The organism is Ohtaekwangia kribbensis, from assembly GCF_042676245.1.
Lineage (GTDB): Bacteria > Bacteroidota > Bacteroidia > Cytophagales > Cyclobacteriaceae > Ohtaekwangia > Ohtaekwangia kribbensis.
This window is the reverse complement of the sequence record NZ_JBHTKA010000014.1, coordinates 196,814-212,941: the sequence shown is the minus strand read 5'-3', so window position 1 is coordinate 212,941 and position 16,128 is coordinate 196,814. Positions and strand designations below refer to the sequence as shown.

Genomic DNA, 16,128 nt, shown 5'->3' with positions numbered 1-16,128 from the left:
TTTGGGTTGATGAATTGATTCCTCACCTGTGGTTAAGTATATATGTGCTATATCTGTTACTCGTTTTTATCGATTGATGGCATCTTTATCGGGGATGGCGATCAGTTTGGTTTGGCGGCCATCGATATAGCGGAAGCCGCCTTCATCAAAGTAGCCGTCTTCTTCCAGTTTTATCTGTATATCTTTTTTCCATTCGGCTATGTTTACTGTAACGTTGAGCTCGATGGAGTATGCTGTGTTGTAGTATAGCGGATAATCGCCTTGTACGGGCACCCCCTGCTGCATGTCCCACATCCCGACTGTCATGCCAGCGGCATGACCATGATAGCCAATAGGATGTGTATAAATGGATGGACGCAACCCCTGGGCTATTGCTTGTTTACGAGAATCAGCGAGGATAGCGTTGCCGCTTTTTCCCTGTACAAAGTTTTTGGTGAGTATATCCTGTAATGCATTGCCTTTGGCGAGTGCGTCTTTCAGATATTCGGGAGCATCTGTCTCACCTGGTTTTAATATATAGGCGTGCTGTTGCGTGTCGGTGTTCAGTCGCAGGTACGTGATGCCGAAGTCAACGTGTAGCAGATCGCCCGGCACAATTACCACGGGCTGCGGACGCCTGGTAAAGATGGCGTCCGGCTCGCTTCGCTGTATTGATACAGACGGATGAAACCACGTATCTAATTTTAATTCCTTGATACGCTCGCGATACCACCAGCTCACATCATCGGTAGTGGTTACGCCCGGTTGAATTACTTTATCAGAGAAACCTTCCTGGATTATAGCATGTGCTATGCGGCAGATCTGTTGATAGATCACCATCTCGCGTTCGCTGCGTGTCTCCAGCCAGGCGATGGCAATCTTCTCGGCAGACACAACACGTGACTGATATTTTTTATCGAGCGATTTCAATAGCTCATCGTAATCATTCGATGATATACCATCAGCCAATCCAAAGTGCACCGACTTGTTCACGGCAATTTTCTTCGGATTTCGTTCTGCTATAATTCCGGCAAGCTGTGCCCACTGATCCGGTTGACTTTCCGGATTCCACGCAGGTCTGAATACTTTCCCGACATTGTAGCGCGACACAGCTATATATTCCATGTCTTTTCCCTCACCCGGATCGAACATCACCAGCATGGTTGTTCTGCGTGCAGCCATCCACGTTGCAGGCAGTAATGTTTCAATTACCGGGTCTTCGTTGTACTCGCGCGATATCACCACCCACATATCTATACCTTCCCTGCGCATCAATTTTGGAAGAACGGTGCGCAGGCGATCATCGAGCAGCTCATCAATCACACGTGCCTGATCGCGCTGTGAGAGGATGAGCGGTGTTTGTGCCGCTGCTATAGATACAACGAGTATATAGAGTGTGGTGAATAAATATCGGAACATAGCGTTTACAATAAATGAATATCGATTATACAGCGTTCATTTTTCAGAAGCTCTCTTGCTTCCGGAAGTTCGATTTGAGACTTGGCATCATCAAGTGCTTCGCGTATGCGGGTCTTGATTTCTTTCATACGAAGTGCTTCTACAAAACGTCTTACCTCTTCTTCATTTTCAAGAATCAGTTTAGGCACCTTGGTTGGTTTATCATCATCACCTTTTGCCACCATGGTAAAGTATGATGAGTTGGTATGCGTAATGGTGCCTAGTTTTACATTCTGTGCTTCCACGCGTATGCCTACAATCATGGAAGAATTACCAACGTAATTTACAGAAGCGTGCATAGATACCAACTGTCCTACTTCAACGGGTTGAAGAAATTCAACTTTGTCTACTGTCACCGTTACACAATAGGCACCGGCATGTTTACTGGCACAGGCATAGGCTACTTTATCCATCAATGAGAGTAAAATACCCCCGTGAATTTTACCACCAAAATTGGCATACGAAGGGATCATCAGTTCGGTAATCGTTGTCTGCGAAGCGCGAACAGGTTTAGAGTCTGTCATGGTTAGTGTATGAAATCAGGAGGAAATATAGCTATTATCCGTTATTCGTTAATCGTTATCCGATAACAGAAATACGAAATGCTAGGAAGGCACTGAAAATCACGAGTGAAAAACCTGTGACTTCTGTGCCTTCCCGAAAAGGTACGTTAAAATAGATTTACTAAATCGTAACGGGTTCGCTCTACATATCCGAAAGTATAGATGCACAAAGTAGCGATGCAAATTCCAAGTGATCGCAATCGATATCATAAATAGTATCCGCCTCTATTTCATCCTGAACAAAAAGCATCGCGAGTATATCAAAGGCTATACCGGATGCAATCCATGTACAGGCGGAGTATATACAATATCCCGCAAACTCCTTCACATGCTCTGCTACTGAAACTTCCTGATCCTTGGTACCTGCTACTCTCCCTTCCATGTATATATTTACTTTTAACGATTTTGAATAAGGCGCTATAGCAACGTATCCTGTCAACTACAACTACCCTGTTGTGTCGCTATAGCGCAATGTCTTTATGTGCTTTTAGTGTACACCGCCAACGTCAACCACTTCTCCTTTTTTGATCTTTGCCAGAAATACCAACGGCAGAATGATGGCACAAATTATACCGATCATCATAAAGCCTTCGCCATAGGCTATGATAGCAGACTGTGTTGATAGCGAACGATCCATTATACTCATGGCCATTTGTTGTGCCTGCTGACCCGAAGTTCCATCGGCAACCAGTTGGGTTGTGATGGATTGCAATCTTTCATTGGAGGCGGGATTATATATAGACAAGTTTGCCATCAGGTCAATGCGATGCTCAGCTGTTCTGCGCGTTACATACGTGTTGATGAGCGCGAGACCTACCGAGCCACCCAGCAACTGCAACATGTTGGAAAGACCAGAAGCCTGCCCTATATCTTTACCTTTCAACCCCGCCAGCGTAAGACTTGCAGCCGGCACAAAAATGAAACCGAAGCCTAACCCTCTTACAAGCTGTGGCCAGAAGAAATCCCACTCGCCTGCCGCAGGGGTAGCTAACATATAGGTTATATATTCATAGGCTATTACGGCACTAAAACCAAAGATGAGTAATGCTTTAGGACTTATACCTTTCTTTATCAATGCACCATTTACTCCCATAAGCATACCGGTGAGAAAAGCGGAAGGCAGAATGAGTAAACCGGTTCGCGTAGCATTCCATCCTAAAAAGCTTTGAACAAAAACCGGGTATAGAAATATGGAGCAATATATACTCAGTCCGAATGCAAACCGCAGGGCAGAGCCTACGGCAACATTTCTGAATCGCAGCACACGCAAGTCTACTACTGGGTTTTTAGCTTTGAGTTCGCGCAGTATAAAAAACACGATTCCACCGATGGCGAGAATAGAGAAAACAATAATGAACATACTGGAGAACCAGTCTTTTCGTTCACCTTCTTCCAGCACCATTTGTAAACTACCTATACCTACGATTAGTGCCAGTATACCCCAGTAGTCGATCTTGCCTGTAAATTTACCTTTGGTACCCTTTATAAATTTCCACGAGAGAATGGTGGCCACTATACCGATGGGTATATTGATATAGAAGATCCAGTTCCACGAGTAATTATCAGTGAGGTAGCCGCCCAGCACCGGGCCGAGCGTTGGCCCCATCACGATGCCGGCACCAAATATACCATTGGCTTTGTCCAGTTCTTCCGGGGGAAATGTTTCCACCAGCACTGTTTGTGCTGTAGCCAGTAACGCACCACCGCCTATACCTTGTACAAATCGCCATGCCACCAGCATCCATATCGAACTTGATACACCACACATGAACGATGCGATGGTAAATAACAACACCGAGGCTGTGAAGTAATTTTTACGTCCGAAGATATCACCGAGAAAACTTGTGAGCGGTATAACAATGATGTTGGATATAGCATACGCTGTAATTACCCAGGCCGTTTCTTCCACCGTGGCTCCAAGATTACCGGCAATCTGTCGTGTGGCTACATTTACAATCGAAGTATCAATCAGTTCCATGATGGCGCAGGTGATCACGGTGATCGTGATCAGCCATTTGCGCGCACCTACTTCATAAGCAGGCTGCTCTATTGCTATAGCACTCATCTAGTTTGTTTTAACCGTTACATATACACTCATGCCGGCACGGAGCGGATAGCGCGAATCTTTACTTTCCGCCAATGTGATCTTAACCGGAACACGCTGTGTAACTTTTACAAAATTACCGGTAGCATTATCAGCCGGTAAAAATGAGAAGCGGGCACCGGTAGCCTGTGCGAGTGATTCTACTTTACCAGTAAACGTGGTATCCGGATATGCATCTACTTCCACTTCTACATCTTGTCCGGGACGTATATCTTCCAACTGCGTTTCTTTGAAGTTGGCTACCACCCAAATCTTTTTATTATCTGCTACGGCCATCAATGCTTGTCCTATGGATACTACCTGACCGATCTGTACATTTTTCTTCGAAACAATTCCATCAGCCGGTGCTACTATCGTACAATATGAAAGCTGAAGATTGGCCGCATCCAAATCCGTTTGTGCTTTCTTCACAGCGAGTTCTGCCAGTGATATATTCTCCGTGTTACTCGATAGGTTGTTGCGTGAGTTTGCAACCTGATATTCGCTGGCATCAATCTGTTTCAGCAAAGCATCACGCTGACCAATGGCAGCCTGCAACCTGGCCTCTGCTTCTACCTTCTCTGCATTTACCTGGTCGAACTGTTGCTGGGTTGCCGAGTTACTCTTCAGCAGTCGTTCATAGCGTTCATAATTTTTCTGCGCTACCGCGAGACGCACCTTTGCTGATTCAATAGCTGCATTTGCAGATGAGAGCGTAACAACAACAGCTCTTGAGTTTGCCGTAGCATTGGAAACATCTACATGCGATACGGTTTTATTTATACCCGCTACTTTCAGATTCTGTTTGGCCTGCAGTAAAGCTATACGCGCTTGTTCTACTGCTATAGTAAAGGTTGCGTTGTCCAGCAGCACAAGTGTATCGCCTTTCTTTACCGGTTGATTATCTGCTACGAGAACCTCCACTACCGTACTGTTTACTTTTGGTATTACCGGGCTTATATCAGCTTCCAGTTGTGCGTTATCGGTGCCTTGGCTGGAACATGACAACAGAAGCGATGCGAGAAGAACAAAAGAGGGAAAAGTATATATGGTTTTCATGATGTGATTAAATTTTCAGTTTACTATTGAGCGGTTTCACCGGTTGATGTTATCAGCTTGCGATAAGCCAGTTCTGCATTAGCCTTTGCTGTGGCGAGATTCAATTGTGCCTGCAAAAATTTTACGTTGGCATCGAGGAAATCAGTAGGTGTTGTAGTCTGCGCATCGAGCTTATTTTGTTCAACTCTGAAATTTTCAGATGCCTGTTCCAATTCGATTTGGACAAGCGTCATTTTATCGAGTGTCTTTTTAAACTCGAGGTAACTTGTATTTACCTCCATGCGGATATTGTCTTGCGTCTGCAATATATTCCGATCGAGTTGCAGTGCACTCAATTTGGTTTCCCGCACGCGGGTATGATTAGTATAGAATGCAGATATTCGCCATGTTAGGTTTGCTCCCGCGTATGCCGAGTATGTAAATTTATTTTCGCTGGGTATAACACGCTGGTTAGGCTTATCATAATTATAGGAGCCGATCAGGTTAATGGTCGGAAAATAATCTGACCGTGCTGATTTAATTCTATAAGAAGCAGCCTCGCTTCTGAATTTGAAACTTTTCAACTCTGGTCTCTTCGCTAAAGCATCATCGATATATACCTGCAACGGAGCTATTGCTACAACGGCCTGCAAGTATGCATCCGGAATTTCAATGGTTGTTGCCGGATCTGTACCCGTTGTTAAACATAAATTATAGTTCAGGCTTCCCGCGAGACTTGCCATGTCGGCCAGGCTGGAGCGAAGGCTTGTTATGGAGAGGTCAATCTTCAGCACATCGTTAGCCAATGCTATACCTTCCACACGAAATGTTTCAAGGTCAGCGCGCTTCTTGTTGAGCACCTCTATATTCGCCTGTATAATTCTTTCGGATGCTCGTGCATTGTAGAGATTGAACCAGAGATCCGTTACTTGCTGATCCAGTGCCAGTATATTTTTCTCATAGTCAGATCGCGAAGCTTCGAATTCACTCTTTAATGCGCGACTGGTATATGTAACTTTCCCTCCGCTATATAACAGTTGTGTAAGTTCTACAGAATTATAAGACTGATTTAATATCTGCGGATTAAGGGTAAAGGAAACATCAGGCGACAGGTTTATGACAAACGGTGTAATGTTATTACTCATGCGTCTGTAGCTGGCGTTAGCAACAAGCTGCGGCAGTGCATTGGTCTTGTTCTGTGCAACACGACTTTGTGCAATGTGATATTGCATGCTATCGGCTTGCAGCTGGTTGCTATGCTTGCGTGCCAGCGTTAACGCCTCGTGCAACGTCATCGGTTGTGTTGGTTGTGCGTAGATTACTGAGGGCAGTAGCAGTAAAAGAGGCAGCAACCTCTTCTTGAACTTGTCTGACATTTTAGAATTGGAGTTAATAGAAACTATAAATGAGTTACCGGGCAAAATTTCAGCGCTTTAAATTCTGACCGAGGCAAATGTAAACATTGTTTACTATTTTAGTAATCATTGTTTACTAATTATTTTTATTACCTTTGGGCTATGAAAATTGATGATCGTTTGAGAGAAATCGAGAACCAGAAATACAGAAATTGGCAACGATTGATTTATATTCTGAGAAGACACCTTGATATATGGTCTCATAAAAACATCCGGCCGGAATGGGGCCAGATGAAATTATCGTACTGGCCGGTGATCTGTAATATAGCTGCAGAAGGCAGCACGGCCATGGAGATATCCCGCAGCTCGATGGTTGCCAAACAATCGATGAGCCGTACGATAAAAGAGCTGGAAGAAAAAAAGATGATCACCAGCAAACCCAGCAAAGACGACCGGAGAAGCGAACGTCTGCAACTCACCGCCAGCGGCAAACAGTTAATTGTTGATGCCAACGACAACGTGTTTAAATTAATGGAGACCTATAAGGAACTCGTGGGCGAGAAAAACCTGGAGACTACGATCAATACATTGAACAAGATTATCGAGTATCATGAAAGCCTCGCTATGAATGATGATGGAGATAATGATGAGTAAGTATATATAGTGACTCCAACAATCCAATTGCACAAAGGGCACGAAAGAGACACAAAGGGGCACAAAAGTTTTGCTGATATTTATACTGGCTGCCTACGATTAACGGCTAATGAATAACGATTAACCATCCACTGGAGTCGCCAGAACATACCCAGGGCCGTAAGTGTAAGTCCGATGAAAAGTCCCAGCCATATACCGATAGCTCCGTAGCCTGATTTAAAGGCAAGCCAGTAGCCCAGTGGCAGACCGATGATCCAATATGAAATAAGAATAAAGACGGATGGTATTTTAACATCCTGCAATCCGCGAAGCGCAGAGGCACACACCACCTGCGTGCCATCCGATAGCTGAAATAATGCCGCAACCACCAGCAACGATGCAGCAATGGGTATAACTTCCGAATCATTTATATATAAAGTAGGAAGCCAGTTGTTACCGATTATAAATATACTGGCAAATATAGTCATGAGCAGTAGTGCCATGCCGAGTAAAGTATATACTGCGAGGCGCATGTTCTTGTAATCGCGCGTGCCGGAGAAATAACCAACGCGAATGGTGGCAGCCGTGGCAAGTCCGGTGGTGATCATGTAACTCAGCGTTGCCAGGTTTATAGCAATCTGGTGAGCGGCCTGCGTTTTGGTGCCGAGCCATCCCATCATTACCAATGAAAAATCGAATGCTGCAGCTTCAAATATAAATTGTACACCGCTGGGTATACCGAGGTGCAGCATCTTTGAGAACAATCGCTTTGAATAATTACCCAACGAAAAACCATCACGGAATTTTCTGAATGACGGCATGTAGTATATATATACCGCTATCGCGATAGCCATAAAAACACGCGATGTAAATGTTGCCCATCCTGATCCGACCAAACCCAACGGAGAGAAACCCAAATGTCCGTAGATCAAAATATAGTTTAGTATGACATTCAGAATGTTGGCGAGTATCATCACCACCAGCGCCACGCGTGTATTGGACATTCCTTCAGCAAATTGCTTGAAGGTTTGAAAGATCATCATCGGCACCAATGAAAAAGCAATGATGCTCAGAAATGGTATAGCACGTTCTACAACTTCTGCCGGTTGATTGATGTGGTATAGCAAGTTCTTACCAACCTCCACGACACCAATCAGTATAGCAGCATTTATAACGTTGATGACGAGTCCATGACGTAACGTCTCGGTTATTGTGCTATCATTTTTCTCGCCATGCGCAGCTGCAACAAGCGGTGTTATAGCATACGATACACCTATACCAAACAGCATAAAGACATTGAACACCACTAAAGCAAGACCAGCCGCAGCCAGCGACTCTGCATTGAGGTGTCCCACCATCACCGTATCCGTAACTCCCATCAGCACGTGACCGAGATTACTGAGCATTACCGGAAATGCCAGGTGTAAATTTTCGCGTACGTGTGAGCGAATCGTCATCTTAAATTCCCTTCAGGCGACCCAGTGTGAGCAGGCCTATAACGCTTGGGCTATCGGTTATTTCGCCACGCATTACCATGTCGATCGCTTCTTTAAGCGGAAGCTTCCATACTTTCATATCAGCTTCGGTTTCTTCAAGGTTATTCGCGCCATGCTCAAGGTCTTCTGCCAGGTAAATAAAACCTTCTTCGTCCGTTACAGAGTTAGAGGTGTGCAGGCGCGCAATCTTGGTCCAACGTTTCGCTACAATACCCGTCTCTTCGCGCAGTTCGCGTTTGGCAGCATCGAGCGGATCTTCATCCAGCGGAGCACCACCTTCCGGAATCTCCCAATGAAATTCATTTAATGTATAGCGGAATTGTCCTACCAGCCACGTGTTACCTTCAGCATCCACAGGAATCACACCAATCGCTTTATTCCTGAAATGTACTTTACCATAAATACCTTTTCCTCCGGCCGGATTAATAACCTGAAACTCGGTGACCTGTATCCAACGGTTGGTATATTTCTCTTCGCCTGATAAAGTTGTCCAGGGATTTTTAATTTCTTTTTGATTCATAAACGTGTTTCGCGATTAGCCAATGACATTTTTAACTGAAGTCAAACCTTCGACTTCAAAGCTATTGATTTCTTTTTTGTATGAAATCAAATCTCTTTTAAGTTTGTGGGAATGTTATCCGCGATTCAGTTAGTCGTTATCCGTAACTGAATCGCGGATACAACTAACGGATAACGATTCACGGATAACTGATAACGAATAACGAAGGTGCTACGATCGTCTTTCACAAAAGATCTGACTGAAGCTGGCTGCGATGAAGCCGGGCGCGGCTGCCTTGCAGGACCGGTTGTAGCGGCTGCTGTTATCCTTCCAAAAAAATTCAGACACAAATTACTCAACGACTCCAAGCAACTTAAAAAAGAAGCGCGCGAAGAACTGCGTGAGGTTATTCAAAAGTCTGCTATAGCATGGGCTGTTGCTGAAGTGAGTCATGCGGAGATCGATGAGATCAATATTTTAAATGCTTCGTTCAAAGCCATGCACCTGGCGCTTGATAAACTGCACGAGCAACCTCAGCTGTTATTGATTGATGGTAACCGATTCAAGCCTTATCGTGATGTGCGGCATGAATGTATTATAAAAGGAGATGCTACTTATTTCTCTATTGCAGCAGCTTCCGTGCTTGCTAAAACATACCGCGATGATCTGATGCAAGGCCTGGCCAACCAATATCCCGGCTACGGTTGGGAAACAAATGTAGGCTACCCTACAGAAGCACATCGCGATGGCATCAAACAACTGGGCATCACTCCGTATCACCGCAGATCGTTTACGCTGCTGCCCGAGCAGCTCGAGCTTTTTTAAAGCACTTCCTATCCAATAGTGCACACATACTACCTCTCATCCCCAAAATAATTTCAGCTTCAAAAGCATTCCTTTTATCTTTATCAGTACCAGAGACCCTATACCATGATGCTGAAGAAATTATTTTGTCTGCTCTTTTTTGCCCATACTTTTATTGCACACGCACAAACCGCTTCAACTGAAAATGAAGACGCTTTTAAATTGCTGGACGAGTGGTTCAAGGCACAGACAGAGTTTGATAACCTTCCGGGGATTTCAGTAGGCATTATAAAAGACCAGGAGCTTATCTGGAGCAGTGCGTATGGCAAAGCTGATATAGCGAAGAATGTGCCGGCACAACCCAACACGATCTATAGCATCTGTTCTATATCCAAACTATTTACAGCCGTTGGTATTATGCAGTTGCGCGATGCGGGTAAACTGCGTCTCGATGATGAAGTATCATCTATACTGCCGTGGTTCAGTATAAAACAATCCGCGAGTGATAGCGGGCCTATTACGATACGAACGTTACTTACGCACTCCTCCGGACTGCCACGTGAATCTGATTTTCCGTATTGGACAGACGCCAACTTCCCTACCAAAGAACAGGTAAAACAAAAACTTAAAGAGCAACAAACGCTATACCCTGCATCAACTTACTTTCAATACAGCAACCTGGGTATATCACTGCTCGGGTATATCATTGAAGAAGTATCGGGTATACCCTACGAGAAGTATATTGAAGACAACATCATCAAGCCGCTTCGCATGAGCGACACGCGCACATACTTTCCGCAGGAGTTATGGCATGGGAGAATGGCTACCGGCTATAGCGATGCGAGTCGCAAAGGTGAACGCAGAATGCTTGACAGGTTTGATACGAAAGGTATAACGCCTGCTGCTGGTTTAACATCAACGGTTGAAGACCTGGCACGTTTTGCTTCGTGGCAGTTCAGATTATTGAAGAATGGCGGTTCTGAAATTCTGAAATCTTCTACGTTGCGCGAAATGCATAATGTACAGTATATGGATCCGAACTGGCGTACTTCGTGGGGTCTGGGATTCTCGGTATCGCAGGTGGATGGGAAGACGTATGTGAGTCATGGAGGCTATTGCCCGGGCTATCAAACACTCATCATGATCAACCCGAAAGATAAACTTGCCTTCGTGGTTATGATCAATGCTATAGGGGTTGATCCGAATAAATACTTTGAAGCGATGCGCGCGGTATATAACAAGGCGTGTGACGACAAGCTGAATGAAAAGAAAGAGAAAAAGTTTGAGGAATACTGCGGAACCTATGGTTTTAAACCTTGGGGTGGCGAGATGATCGTTTCCCCTTGGGGCGATAAGCTTGCTATACTATATATGCCGAACGACAATCCTAAAAATATAACGCTGCTCAAGCACGTGGAGAAAGATACTTTTAAGCGCGTGCGCGATGATGGTGAGAATGGCGAGGAAATAACTTTTGAACGCGACAAGAACGGAAAAATAACCAAGCTTTGGAGAAATAGTAATTACAGGTTGAAGTTGAAGTAAACAAAATTCATACTTTTGTTTACATTCCCTTTACCACGTTAACATGACTATTGAACTAAGCGATAAACAAAAGATCAAGCTGCTAAACTCTGACGATGTTTATACCGTGATGCAGGGTATTCTTCTCCGTGAGGAAAAGATAGACCAGGAGAAAGAACATTTCTGGATGATTGGCCTTGCCAACAACAACCGTATACTATATATCGAGTTGGTGAGCCTGGGGAGTGTAAACGCGGTTACTGTGGAGCCCATGAATGTATTTCGTGTGGCTGTATTAAAGGGAGCAGTAAAAGCAATTATAGCCCACCCGAGCGGAGAACTGAAACCATCGGATGCCGACAAAGATCTGACCGACCGGCTTATTCAGGTAGGGAGAATTCTAAATATACCGGTAATTGATCACCTGATTATATCTGTAAATTCATATTTGAGTTTTGTTGATACCGGTTTGTTCGAGCAACTGGAAGATAGCACAAAATGGGTTCCGGCATTCGAATTGATTGAGCGCATAAAAAAGGAAGAAAAGAAAATTCGTGATCAAGCCGTTCAGGAAGAAAAAGAGAAGACCATTAAGAAGGTCGTAAAAAATGCTCGAAGAAAAGGATTATCTGTTGATGACATTGCAGAACTAACTGGTTTAACTCCCGAGGAGATCGCAAAGATTAAATAGGATTCATCCAATTGTCAATAAGACCTATCAGATTATAGCAGGCGTGAATTATTGTTGTATGAAGCAATGGCCTGGAATGCAGGCGAAGATAAAATGCCGTTGAAAAAAGTAAACCTCCCAAAAAAGTAAAGACAAAATAAAGGGGGCTATAGGCAAGATGAAACGATCCAAAAAAAAGGGCTGACAGCAGAATAACAGCGCGCGGCCGCATATACTTTAACAGGTAATGAAACGGCATATACTGGCATAGGTATGTTTCAAAAAAAGGTCCCACACATACAGCAAGAATAAACTGCTCTAACGGGCTGCCGAAACTCGGTCCGCCAAGAGATTCGTGCTCAACGAACGACAACACGATCGAAAAAACAATTGCCAGCAAAACCTTCAGCGTAACAAACACGCTAATAAACAGCAGTGAATTATTGATTATTGTTTGCGCTATTTTTCCTTTGAAAATTTTCATGCTGCTTATCTCCATATTAAACGTATATCCAGATGAAGCAAAATCACTTTAAGCAATTGGTATCAACCTGTAAGCATGGGAAATTGATTGTGTTTGATATAGTATAGTATCGATAGCAACAACATTTTGTAGCAATAGATTTCAGTTGCGCTATTTTTGAAAAATTCAGTTCGATAACGATAGACGTTTGTAAATCAAAATAATACCTTTAACAACTTAATTTGATCTATGTGTCTGATCTTCTTCTCTGTTCACAACCATCCAACCTATAAATTAATTGTAGCGGCTAACCGCGATGAGTTTTACAATCGTAAAACGGCAGCGGCCGCGTATTGGGAAGATCACCCGGAGCTATTGGGCGGTCGCGATCTGGAAGCATGCGGCACGTGGATGGGCATGACAAAGTCAGGACGCATCAGTATGCTTACCAACTATCGCGATCCGCTTAACATCAACCCGAATGCACCTTCGCGCGGAAACCTGGTAAGTGATTACCTGCTATCGAAAGAAGAGCCCGAACAATATCTGAAACGCATTGAGCAGAACGGCAAAGTATATAATGGTTTCAACCTGCTAGCCGGCACAATTAACGGACTATATTATTACTCGAACTATAGAGAAGGTGTGGATAAAATAGAACCAGGCTTTTACGGCATCAGCAATCACCTGCTGGAAACACCATGGCCTAAAGTTGTGCGTGGTAAAGAAAAAATGAAACCGGTGTTATCGAAGTCCACTATAAATCCTGACGACCTGTTTGAAGTTTTATACGATAATGAAATTGCAGACGACAATAAATTACCCAACACGGGATTGACCATCGAGCGTGAGCGAGCGCTGTCGTCTATGTTTATCAAGACCGAGAATTATGGTTCGCGTTGTTCTACCGTTGTACTGGTCGATCATGATAACCACGTGCTCTTTGCCGAGCGCGTTTATGATCTGAAAACTTTCCAGTTCACCACGCAAACCTTTCAGTTCACAACAGAAGCATCGTAAGTATATACACGCAGCAAACGCGAGTTGAAAAGTTTTCGTAAACTTCGGTTATGAAGAAAGACAAGACTCCCTTTATGTTGAAAGCCGTGCGCTGGATTTTTCCGAGAGCCGAGCGGATCGCCCCCACGCTTACGCATCGCTACTTTGTTAATCTTTTCTTCACGCCTCTTCGTTATCCAACGCCCGAAAAAGAACGCAAGGCTGAAACGTTCAGCAACACATTTTCATTCGAGATCGAAAATAAAAAAGTACAGGCCTATACCTGGGGCGATAATACCCGGTATATCCTGGTCGTTCACGGATGGGCCGGTCGCGCTACACAGTTCAGACGATTTATTAAACCTCTTCTTGCAGCAGGCTATAGTGTAATCGGTTTTGATGCACCGGCACACGGCAACTCTGAGGGCAAGCGCACAACCATCTTTGAGTTTGAACAGGTACTTCAGAGTATATATGAATTGAAAGGAGAACCCGAGGCGATCATAGCACATTCCTTCGGAGGCGGAGCAGTTTTACATGCAGCGATGAACGGGTTGCCAGTAAAGAAACTCATCAACATTGCCAGTCCTACCATTGGCGATGAGATCATTCGTACATACCTCCGAACTATTAATGGCTCACCGGCAGCTGCGGCATTCTTCAAGAATTTTATAATCAGCACATACGGCAAACCGTTCGATGAGTTTACTGCACTACATTTCATTAAACATTTACCTTATCCACTGGAGCTTTTATTGATCCATGATACTGATGACAAGGAAGTCGTTATACAACATGCCAAAGCATTGATAACAGTCTATCCCTCCGCCCGTCTCATCAGCACGCAAGGTCTTGGTCACACACGCATTTTAAAAGATAACGCAGTTATCGAGGCTGCCGTAACATTTATCACTGCCGGGGCGTCTGTCAAAAAAAGTAACACTGCGTTGTAACCGCTGGTGGATTAATGCACTGAATTTGCAACCAAACGTGGGATTAAGAGTATATTGAAAGGAAACTTTTCAATAATTATATACATCCTTGTAATTAGAACGTTAAAACACAAACTAATACCCACAACGCACACCAAAGCTTGTTAAGCCCCTAAAACAGCAGCCGATGAAAATTATTGAGACACATCACATTGCCAAAGTTTATCGCATGGGTAACAACATTGTTAACGCCCTGCAGGATGTAACCATTTCCATAAACAAAGGCGAGTATGTTGCCTTTATGGGTCCTTCCGGATCAGGAAAGTCAACACTCATGAATATTGTAGGTTGCCTGGATACTCCAACCAGTGGCACCTATAGTCTCAACAATCACCTGGTAAGTGAAATGACGGAGAATCAACTGGCGGAAGTTCGTAATAAAGAAATCGGCTTTGTGTTCCAGACGTTTAACCTGTTGCCTCGTGCTTCTGCTTTGGAAAATGTAGCGTTGCCGTTGATCTATGCAGGCTATAGCCGGTCGGAGCGTGAAGAGATGGCCATGGCTGCGCTGGAAAGTGTAAGCCTTGCCGATCGTCATCATCATAAACCCAACGAACTCTCCGGAGGTCAGCGTCAGCGTGTAGCCATCGCGAGAGCATTGGTTAATAATCCTTCCATAATCCTGGCCGATGAACCTACCGGGAACCTCGACACTAAAACATCTTACGATATCATGAATCTCTTCCAGGAGCTTCACGATAAAGGCAACACCATTATTATGGTAACGCACGAAGATGATATAGCACACTATTCCCACCGCATTATTCGTCTGCGCGATGGACTCATTGAATGGGATCGCAGGAATGAAAATGTTACCCGCAGCAAGCCGGTGGAAGTGGCGGCCGAAAGCTGATGCTTTAAATCGTACTGCAATTAAAATCTTTCCTATAACTTCCCGTCTGCAAAGGAAGTGTTATGAAAATATATACCAAGACGGGAGATAAAGGTACTACGGCTCTTTTTGGAGGCAAGCGTGTATCGAAGGCCGATCTGCGCATTGATACGTACGGCACCATCGATGAGCTTAACTCGTGGATCGGCATGGTACGCGACCTCGAAGTAAACCAGAAACGAAAAGATGTGCTGGTTGAAATTCAGGACAGGCTCTTCACTGTCGGGTCAATTCTCGCCACAGAGCCCGGCAATACTAAAGTTAAAATTCCTTCTTTAACGGAAGCAGATATACTCTTTCTGGAGAAAGAGATTGATGCCATGGATGCTGCATTACCGCCTATGCGTTTCTTTGTTTTACCCGGTGGACATACCGCTATATCGCATTGCCATGTAGCGCGCACCGTATGCCGCAGAAGCGAACGACTTATCATTGCATTGAATGAACAGGAACCTGTTCCGGATGATGTGATCAAGTATATAAATCGCCTCTCGGATTATCTTTTTGTACTCTCCCGAATGGTAGCGCACGAACTTGGCGCTGAAGAAACCCCGTGGAAACCGCGGCTTTGAAATCCGTGACTCGTTATCCGTTAATGGTTATTCGTTAATTGAAAAATCCAATTGCACAAAGAACTCAAAGAAGACACAGAGTTACGCAGAGTAAAATACGGATAACGC

General features: G+C 44.3%; 17 protein-coding genes. 8 read left to right on the top strand and 9 right to left on the bottom strand.

What is annotated here, in order from left to right:
• Positions 1–66 precede the first annotated feature (66 nt).
• The 6 genes from ACFQ21_RS26810 to ACFQ21_RS26785 form a co-directional block, all read right to left on the bottom strand.
• Positions 67–1,398 carry a M24 family metallopeptidase gene (locus tag ACFQ21_RS26810; protein WP_377584922.1) on the bottom strand — a complete coding sequence of 444 codons (1,332 nt, stop codon included), beginning with the start codon at positions 1,396–1,398 and terminating at the stop codon, positions 67–69.
• A 5-nt stretch (positions 1,399–1,403) separates the two neighbouring features.
• Complete coding sequence (locus ACFQ21_RS26805) at positions 1,404–1,961, bottom strand: acyl-CoA thioesterase (RefSeq protein WP_377584919.1); 558 nt, start codon at positions 1,959–1,961, stop codon at positions 1,404–1,406.
• A 181-nt stretch (positions 1,962–2,142) separates the two neighbouring features.
• Positions 2,143–2,382 carry a hypothetical protein gene (locus tag ACFQ21_RS26800; protein WP_377584916.1) on the bottom strand — a complete coding sequence of 80 codons (240 nt, stop codon included), beginning with the start codon at positions 2,380–2,382 and terminating at the stop codon, positions 2,143–2,145.
• A 105-nt stretch (positions 2,383–2,487) separates the two neighbouring features.
• Positions 2,488–4,065 carry a DHA2 family efflux MFS transporter permease subunit gene (locus tag ACFQ21_RS26795; RefSeq protein ID WP_377584914.1) on the bottom strand — a complete coding sequence of 526 codons (1,578 nt, stop codon included), beginning with the start codon at positions 4,063–4,065 and terminating at the stop codon, positions 2,488–2,490.
• On the bottom strand, positions 4,066–5,142 hold the full coding sequence (locus ACFQ21_RS26790; protein WP_377584912.1) for an HlyD family secretion protein: 1,077 nt from the start codon (positions 5,140–5,142) through the stop codon (positions 4,066–4,068).
• A 23-nt stretch (positions 5,143–5,165) separates the two neighbouring features.
• Positions 5,166–6,497, bottom strand: a complete 1,332-nt coding sequence (locus tag ACFQ21_RS26785) for a TolC family protein (protein ID WP_377584909.1) — start codon at positions 6,495–6,497, stop codon at positions 5,166–5,168.
• 141 nt (positions 6,498–6,638) lie between these two features.
• On the opposite strand from ACFQ21_RS26785, the gene ACFQ21_RS26780 reads away from it, so the two are divergent.
• Positions 6,639–7,130, top strand: a complete 492-nt coding sequence (locus tag ACFQ21_RS26780; RefSeq protein WP_377584906.1) for a MarR family winged helix-turn-helix transcriptional regulator — start codon at positions 6,639–6,641, stop codon at positions 7,128–7,130.
• 80 nt (positions 7,131–7,210) lie between these two features.
• Here the strand turns inward: ACFQ21_RS26780 and ACFQ21_RS26775 are convergent, their stop codons facing one another.
• Both ACFQ21_RS26775 and ACFQ21_RS26770 read right to left on the bottom strand, forming a co-directional pair.
• The gene (locus ACFQ21_RS26775) at positions 7,211–8,566 is read right to left on the bottom strand and encodes an MATE family efflux transporter (protein WP_377584903.1); all 1,356 of its coding nucleotides are present in this window, start codon (positions 8,564–8,566) and stop codon (positions 7,211–7,213) included.
• Between the two features lies 1 nt (position 8,567).
• On the bottom strand, positions 8,568–9,125 hold the full coding sequence (locus tag ACFQ21_RS26770) for an NUDIX domain-containing protein (protein WP_377584900.1): 558 nt from the start codon (positions 9,123–9,125) through the stop codon (positions 8,568–8,570).
• A 207-nt stretch (positions 9,126–9,332) separates the two neighbouring features.
• Between ACFQ21_RS26770 and ACFQ21_RS26765 the strand changes: the two genes are divergently transcribed.
• The 3 genes from ACFQ21_RS26765 (at position 9,333) to ACFQ21_RS26755 (ending at position 12,123) form a co-directional block, all read left to right on the top strand.
• On the top strand, positions 9,333–9,929 hold the full coding sequence (locus tag ACFQ21_RS26765; protein WP_377584898.1) for a ribonuclease HII: 597 nt from the start codon (positions 9,333–9,335) through the stop codon (positions 9,927–9,929).
• A gap of 105 nt (positions 9,930–10,034) precedes the next feature.
• On the top strand, positions 10,035–11,453 hold the full coding sequence (locus tag ACFQ21_RS26760) for a serine hydrolase (protein ID WP_377584894.1): 1,419 nt from the start codon (positions 10,035–10,037) through the stop codon (positions 11,451–11,453).
• A gap of 43 nt (positions 11,454–11,496) precedes the next feature.
• Entirely contained in the window at positions 11,497–12,123 is a 627-nt protein-coding gene (locus tag ACFQ21_RS26755) for a JAB domain-containing protein (protein ID WP_377584892.1), read from the top strand.
• Here the strand turns inward: ACFQ21_RS26755 and ACFQ21_RS26750 are convergent.
• Positions 12,116–12,586, bottom strand: coding sequence for a CPBP family intramembrane glutamic endopeptidase (locus tag ACFQ21_RS26750; RefSeq protein ID WP_377584889.1), 471 nt, complete (start codon positions 12,584–12,586; stop codon positions 12,116–12,118). The two genes, ACFQ21_RS26755 and ACFQ21_RS26750, sit on opposite strands and share 8 nt — an antisense overlap.
• A gap of 228 nt (positions 12,587–12,814) precedes the next feature.
• Between ACFQ21_RS26750 and ACFQ21_RS26745 the strand changes: the two genes are divergently transcribed.
• The 4 genes from ACFQ21_RS26745 (at position 12,815) to ACFQ21_RS26730 (ending at position 16,020) form a co-directional block, all read left to right on the top strand.
• Positions 12,815–13,585, top strand: coding sequence for an NRDE family protein (locus tag ACFQ21_RS26745; RefSeq protein ID WP_377584886.1), 771 nt, complete (start codon positions 12,815–12,817; stop codon positions 13,583–13,585).
• A gap of 50 nt (positions 13,586–13,635) precedes the next feature.
• Complete coding sequence (locus tag ACFQ21_RS26740) at positions 13,636–14,517, top strand: alpha/beta hydrolase (protein ID WP_377584884.1); 882 nt, start codon at positions 13,636–13,638, stop codon at positions 14,515–14,517.
• A 166-nt stretch (positions 14,518–14,683) separates the two neighbouring features.
• On the top strand, positions 14,684–15,409 hold the full coding sequence (locus ACFQ21_RS26735) for an ABC transporter ATP-binding protein (protein ID WP_377584881.1): 726 nt from the start codon (positions 14,684–14,686) through the stop codon (positions 15,407–15,409).
• 62 nt (positions 15,410–15,471) lie between these two features.
• The gene (locus tag ACFQ21_RS26730; RefSeq protein WP_377584878.1) at positions 15,472–16,020 is read left to right on the top strand and encodes a cob(I)yrinic acid a,c-diamide adenosyltransferase; all 549 of its coding nucleotides are present in this window, start codon (positions 15,472–15,474) and stop codon (positions 16,018–16,020) included.
• Positions 16,021–16,128 lie beyond the last annotated feature (108 nt).

Coding starts and splice junctions, on each gene's coding strand:
- ACFQ21_RS26740 (WP_377584884.1), top strand. CDS start 13,636: ATGAAGAAAGACAAGACTCCCTTTATGTTGAAAGCCGTGCGCTGGATT.
- ACFQ21_RS26810 (WP_377584922.1), bottom strand. CDS start 1,398: ATGTTCCGATATTTATTCACCACACTCTATATACTCGTTGTATCTATA.
- ACFQ21_RS26750 (WP_377584889.1), bottom strand. CDS start 12,586: ATGAAAATTTTCAAAGGAAAAATAGCGCAAACAATAATCAATAATTCA.
- ACFQ21_RS26770 (WP_377584900.1), bottom strand. CDS start 9,125: ATGAATCAAAAAGAAATTAAAAATCCCTGGACAACTTTATCAGGCGAA.
- ACFQ21_RS26730 (WP_377584878.1), top strand. CDS start 15,472: ATGAAAATATATACCAAGACGGGAGATAAAGGTACTACGGCTCTTTTT.
- ACFQ21_RS26760 (WP_377584894.1), top strand. CDS start 10,035: ATGATGCTGAAGAAATTATTTTGTCTGCTCTTTTTTGCCCATACTTTT.
- ACFQ21_RS26745 (WP_377584886.1), top strand. CDS start 12,815: ATGTGTCTGATCTTCTTCTCTGTTCACAACCATCCAACCTATAAATTA.
- ACFQ21_RS26790 (WP_377584912.1), bottom strand. CDS start 5,142: ATGAAAACCATATATACTTTTCCCTCTTTTGTTCTTCTCGCATCGCTT.
- ACFQ21_RS26780 (WP_377584906.1), top strand. CDS start 6,639: ATGAAAATTGATGATCGTTTGAGAGAAATCGAGAACCAGAAATACAGA.
- ACFQ21_RS26775 (WP_377584903.1), bottom strand. CDS start 8,566: ATGACGATTCGCTCACACGTACGCGAAAATTTACACCTGGCATTTCCG.
- ACFQ21_RS26805 (WP_377584919.1), bottom strand. CDS start 1,961: ATGACAGACTCTAAACCTGTTCGCGCTTCGCAGACAACGATTACCGAA.
- ACFQ21_RS26735 (WP_377584881.1), top strand. CDS start 14,684: ATGAAAATTATTGAGACACATCACATTGCCAAAGTTTATCGCATGGGT.
- ACFQ21_RS26785 (WP_377584909.1), bottom strand. CDS start 6,497: ATGTCAGACAAGTTCAAGAAGAGGTTGCTGCCTCTTTTACTGCTACTG.
- ACFQ21_RS26800 (WP_377584916.1), bottom strand. CDS start 2,382: ATGGAAGGGAGAGTAGCAGGTACCAAGGATCAGGAAGTTTCAGTAGCA.
- ACFQ21_RS26795 (WP_377584914.1), bottom strand. CDS start 4,065: ATGAGTGCTATAGCAATAGAGCAGCCTGCTTATGAAGTAGGTGCGCGC.
- ACFQ21_RS26755 (WP_377584892.1), top strand. CDS start 11,497: ATGACTATTGAACTAAGCGATAAACAAAAGATCAAGCTGCTAAACTCT.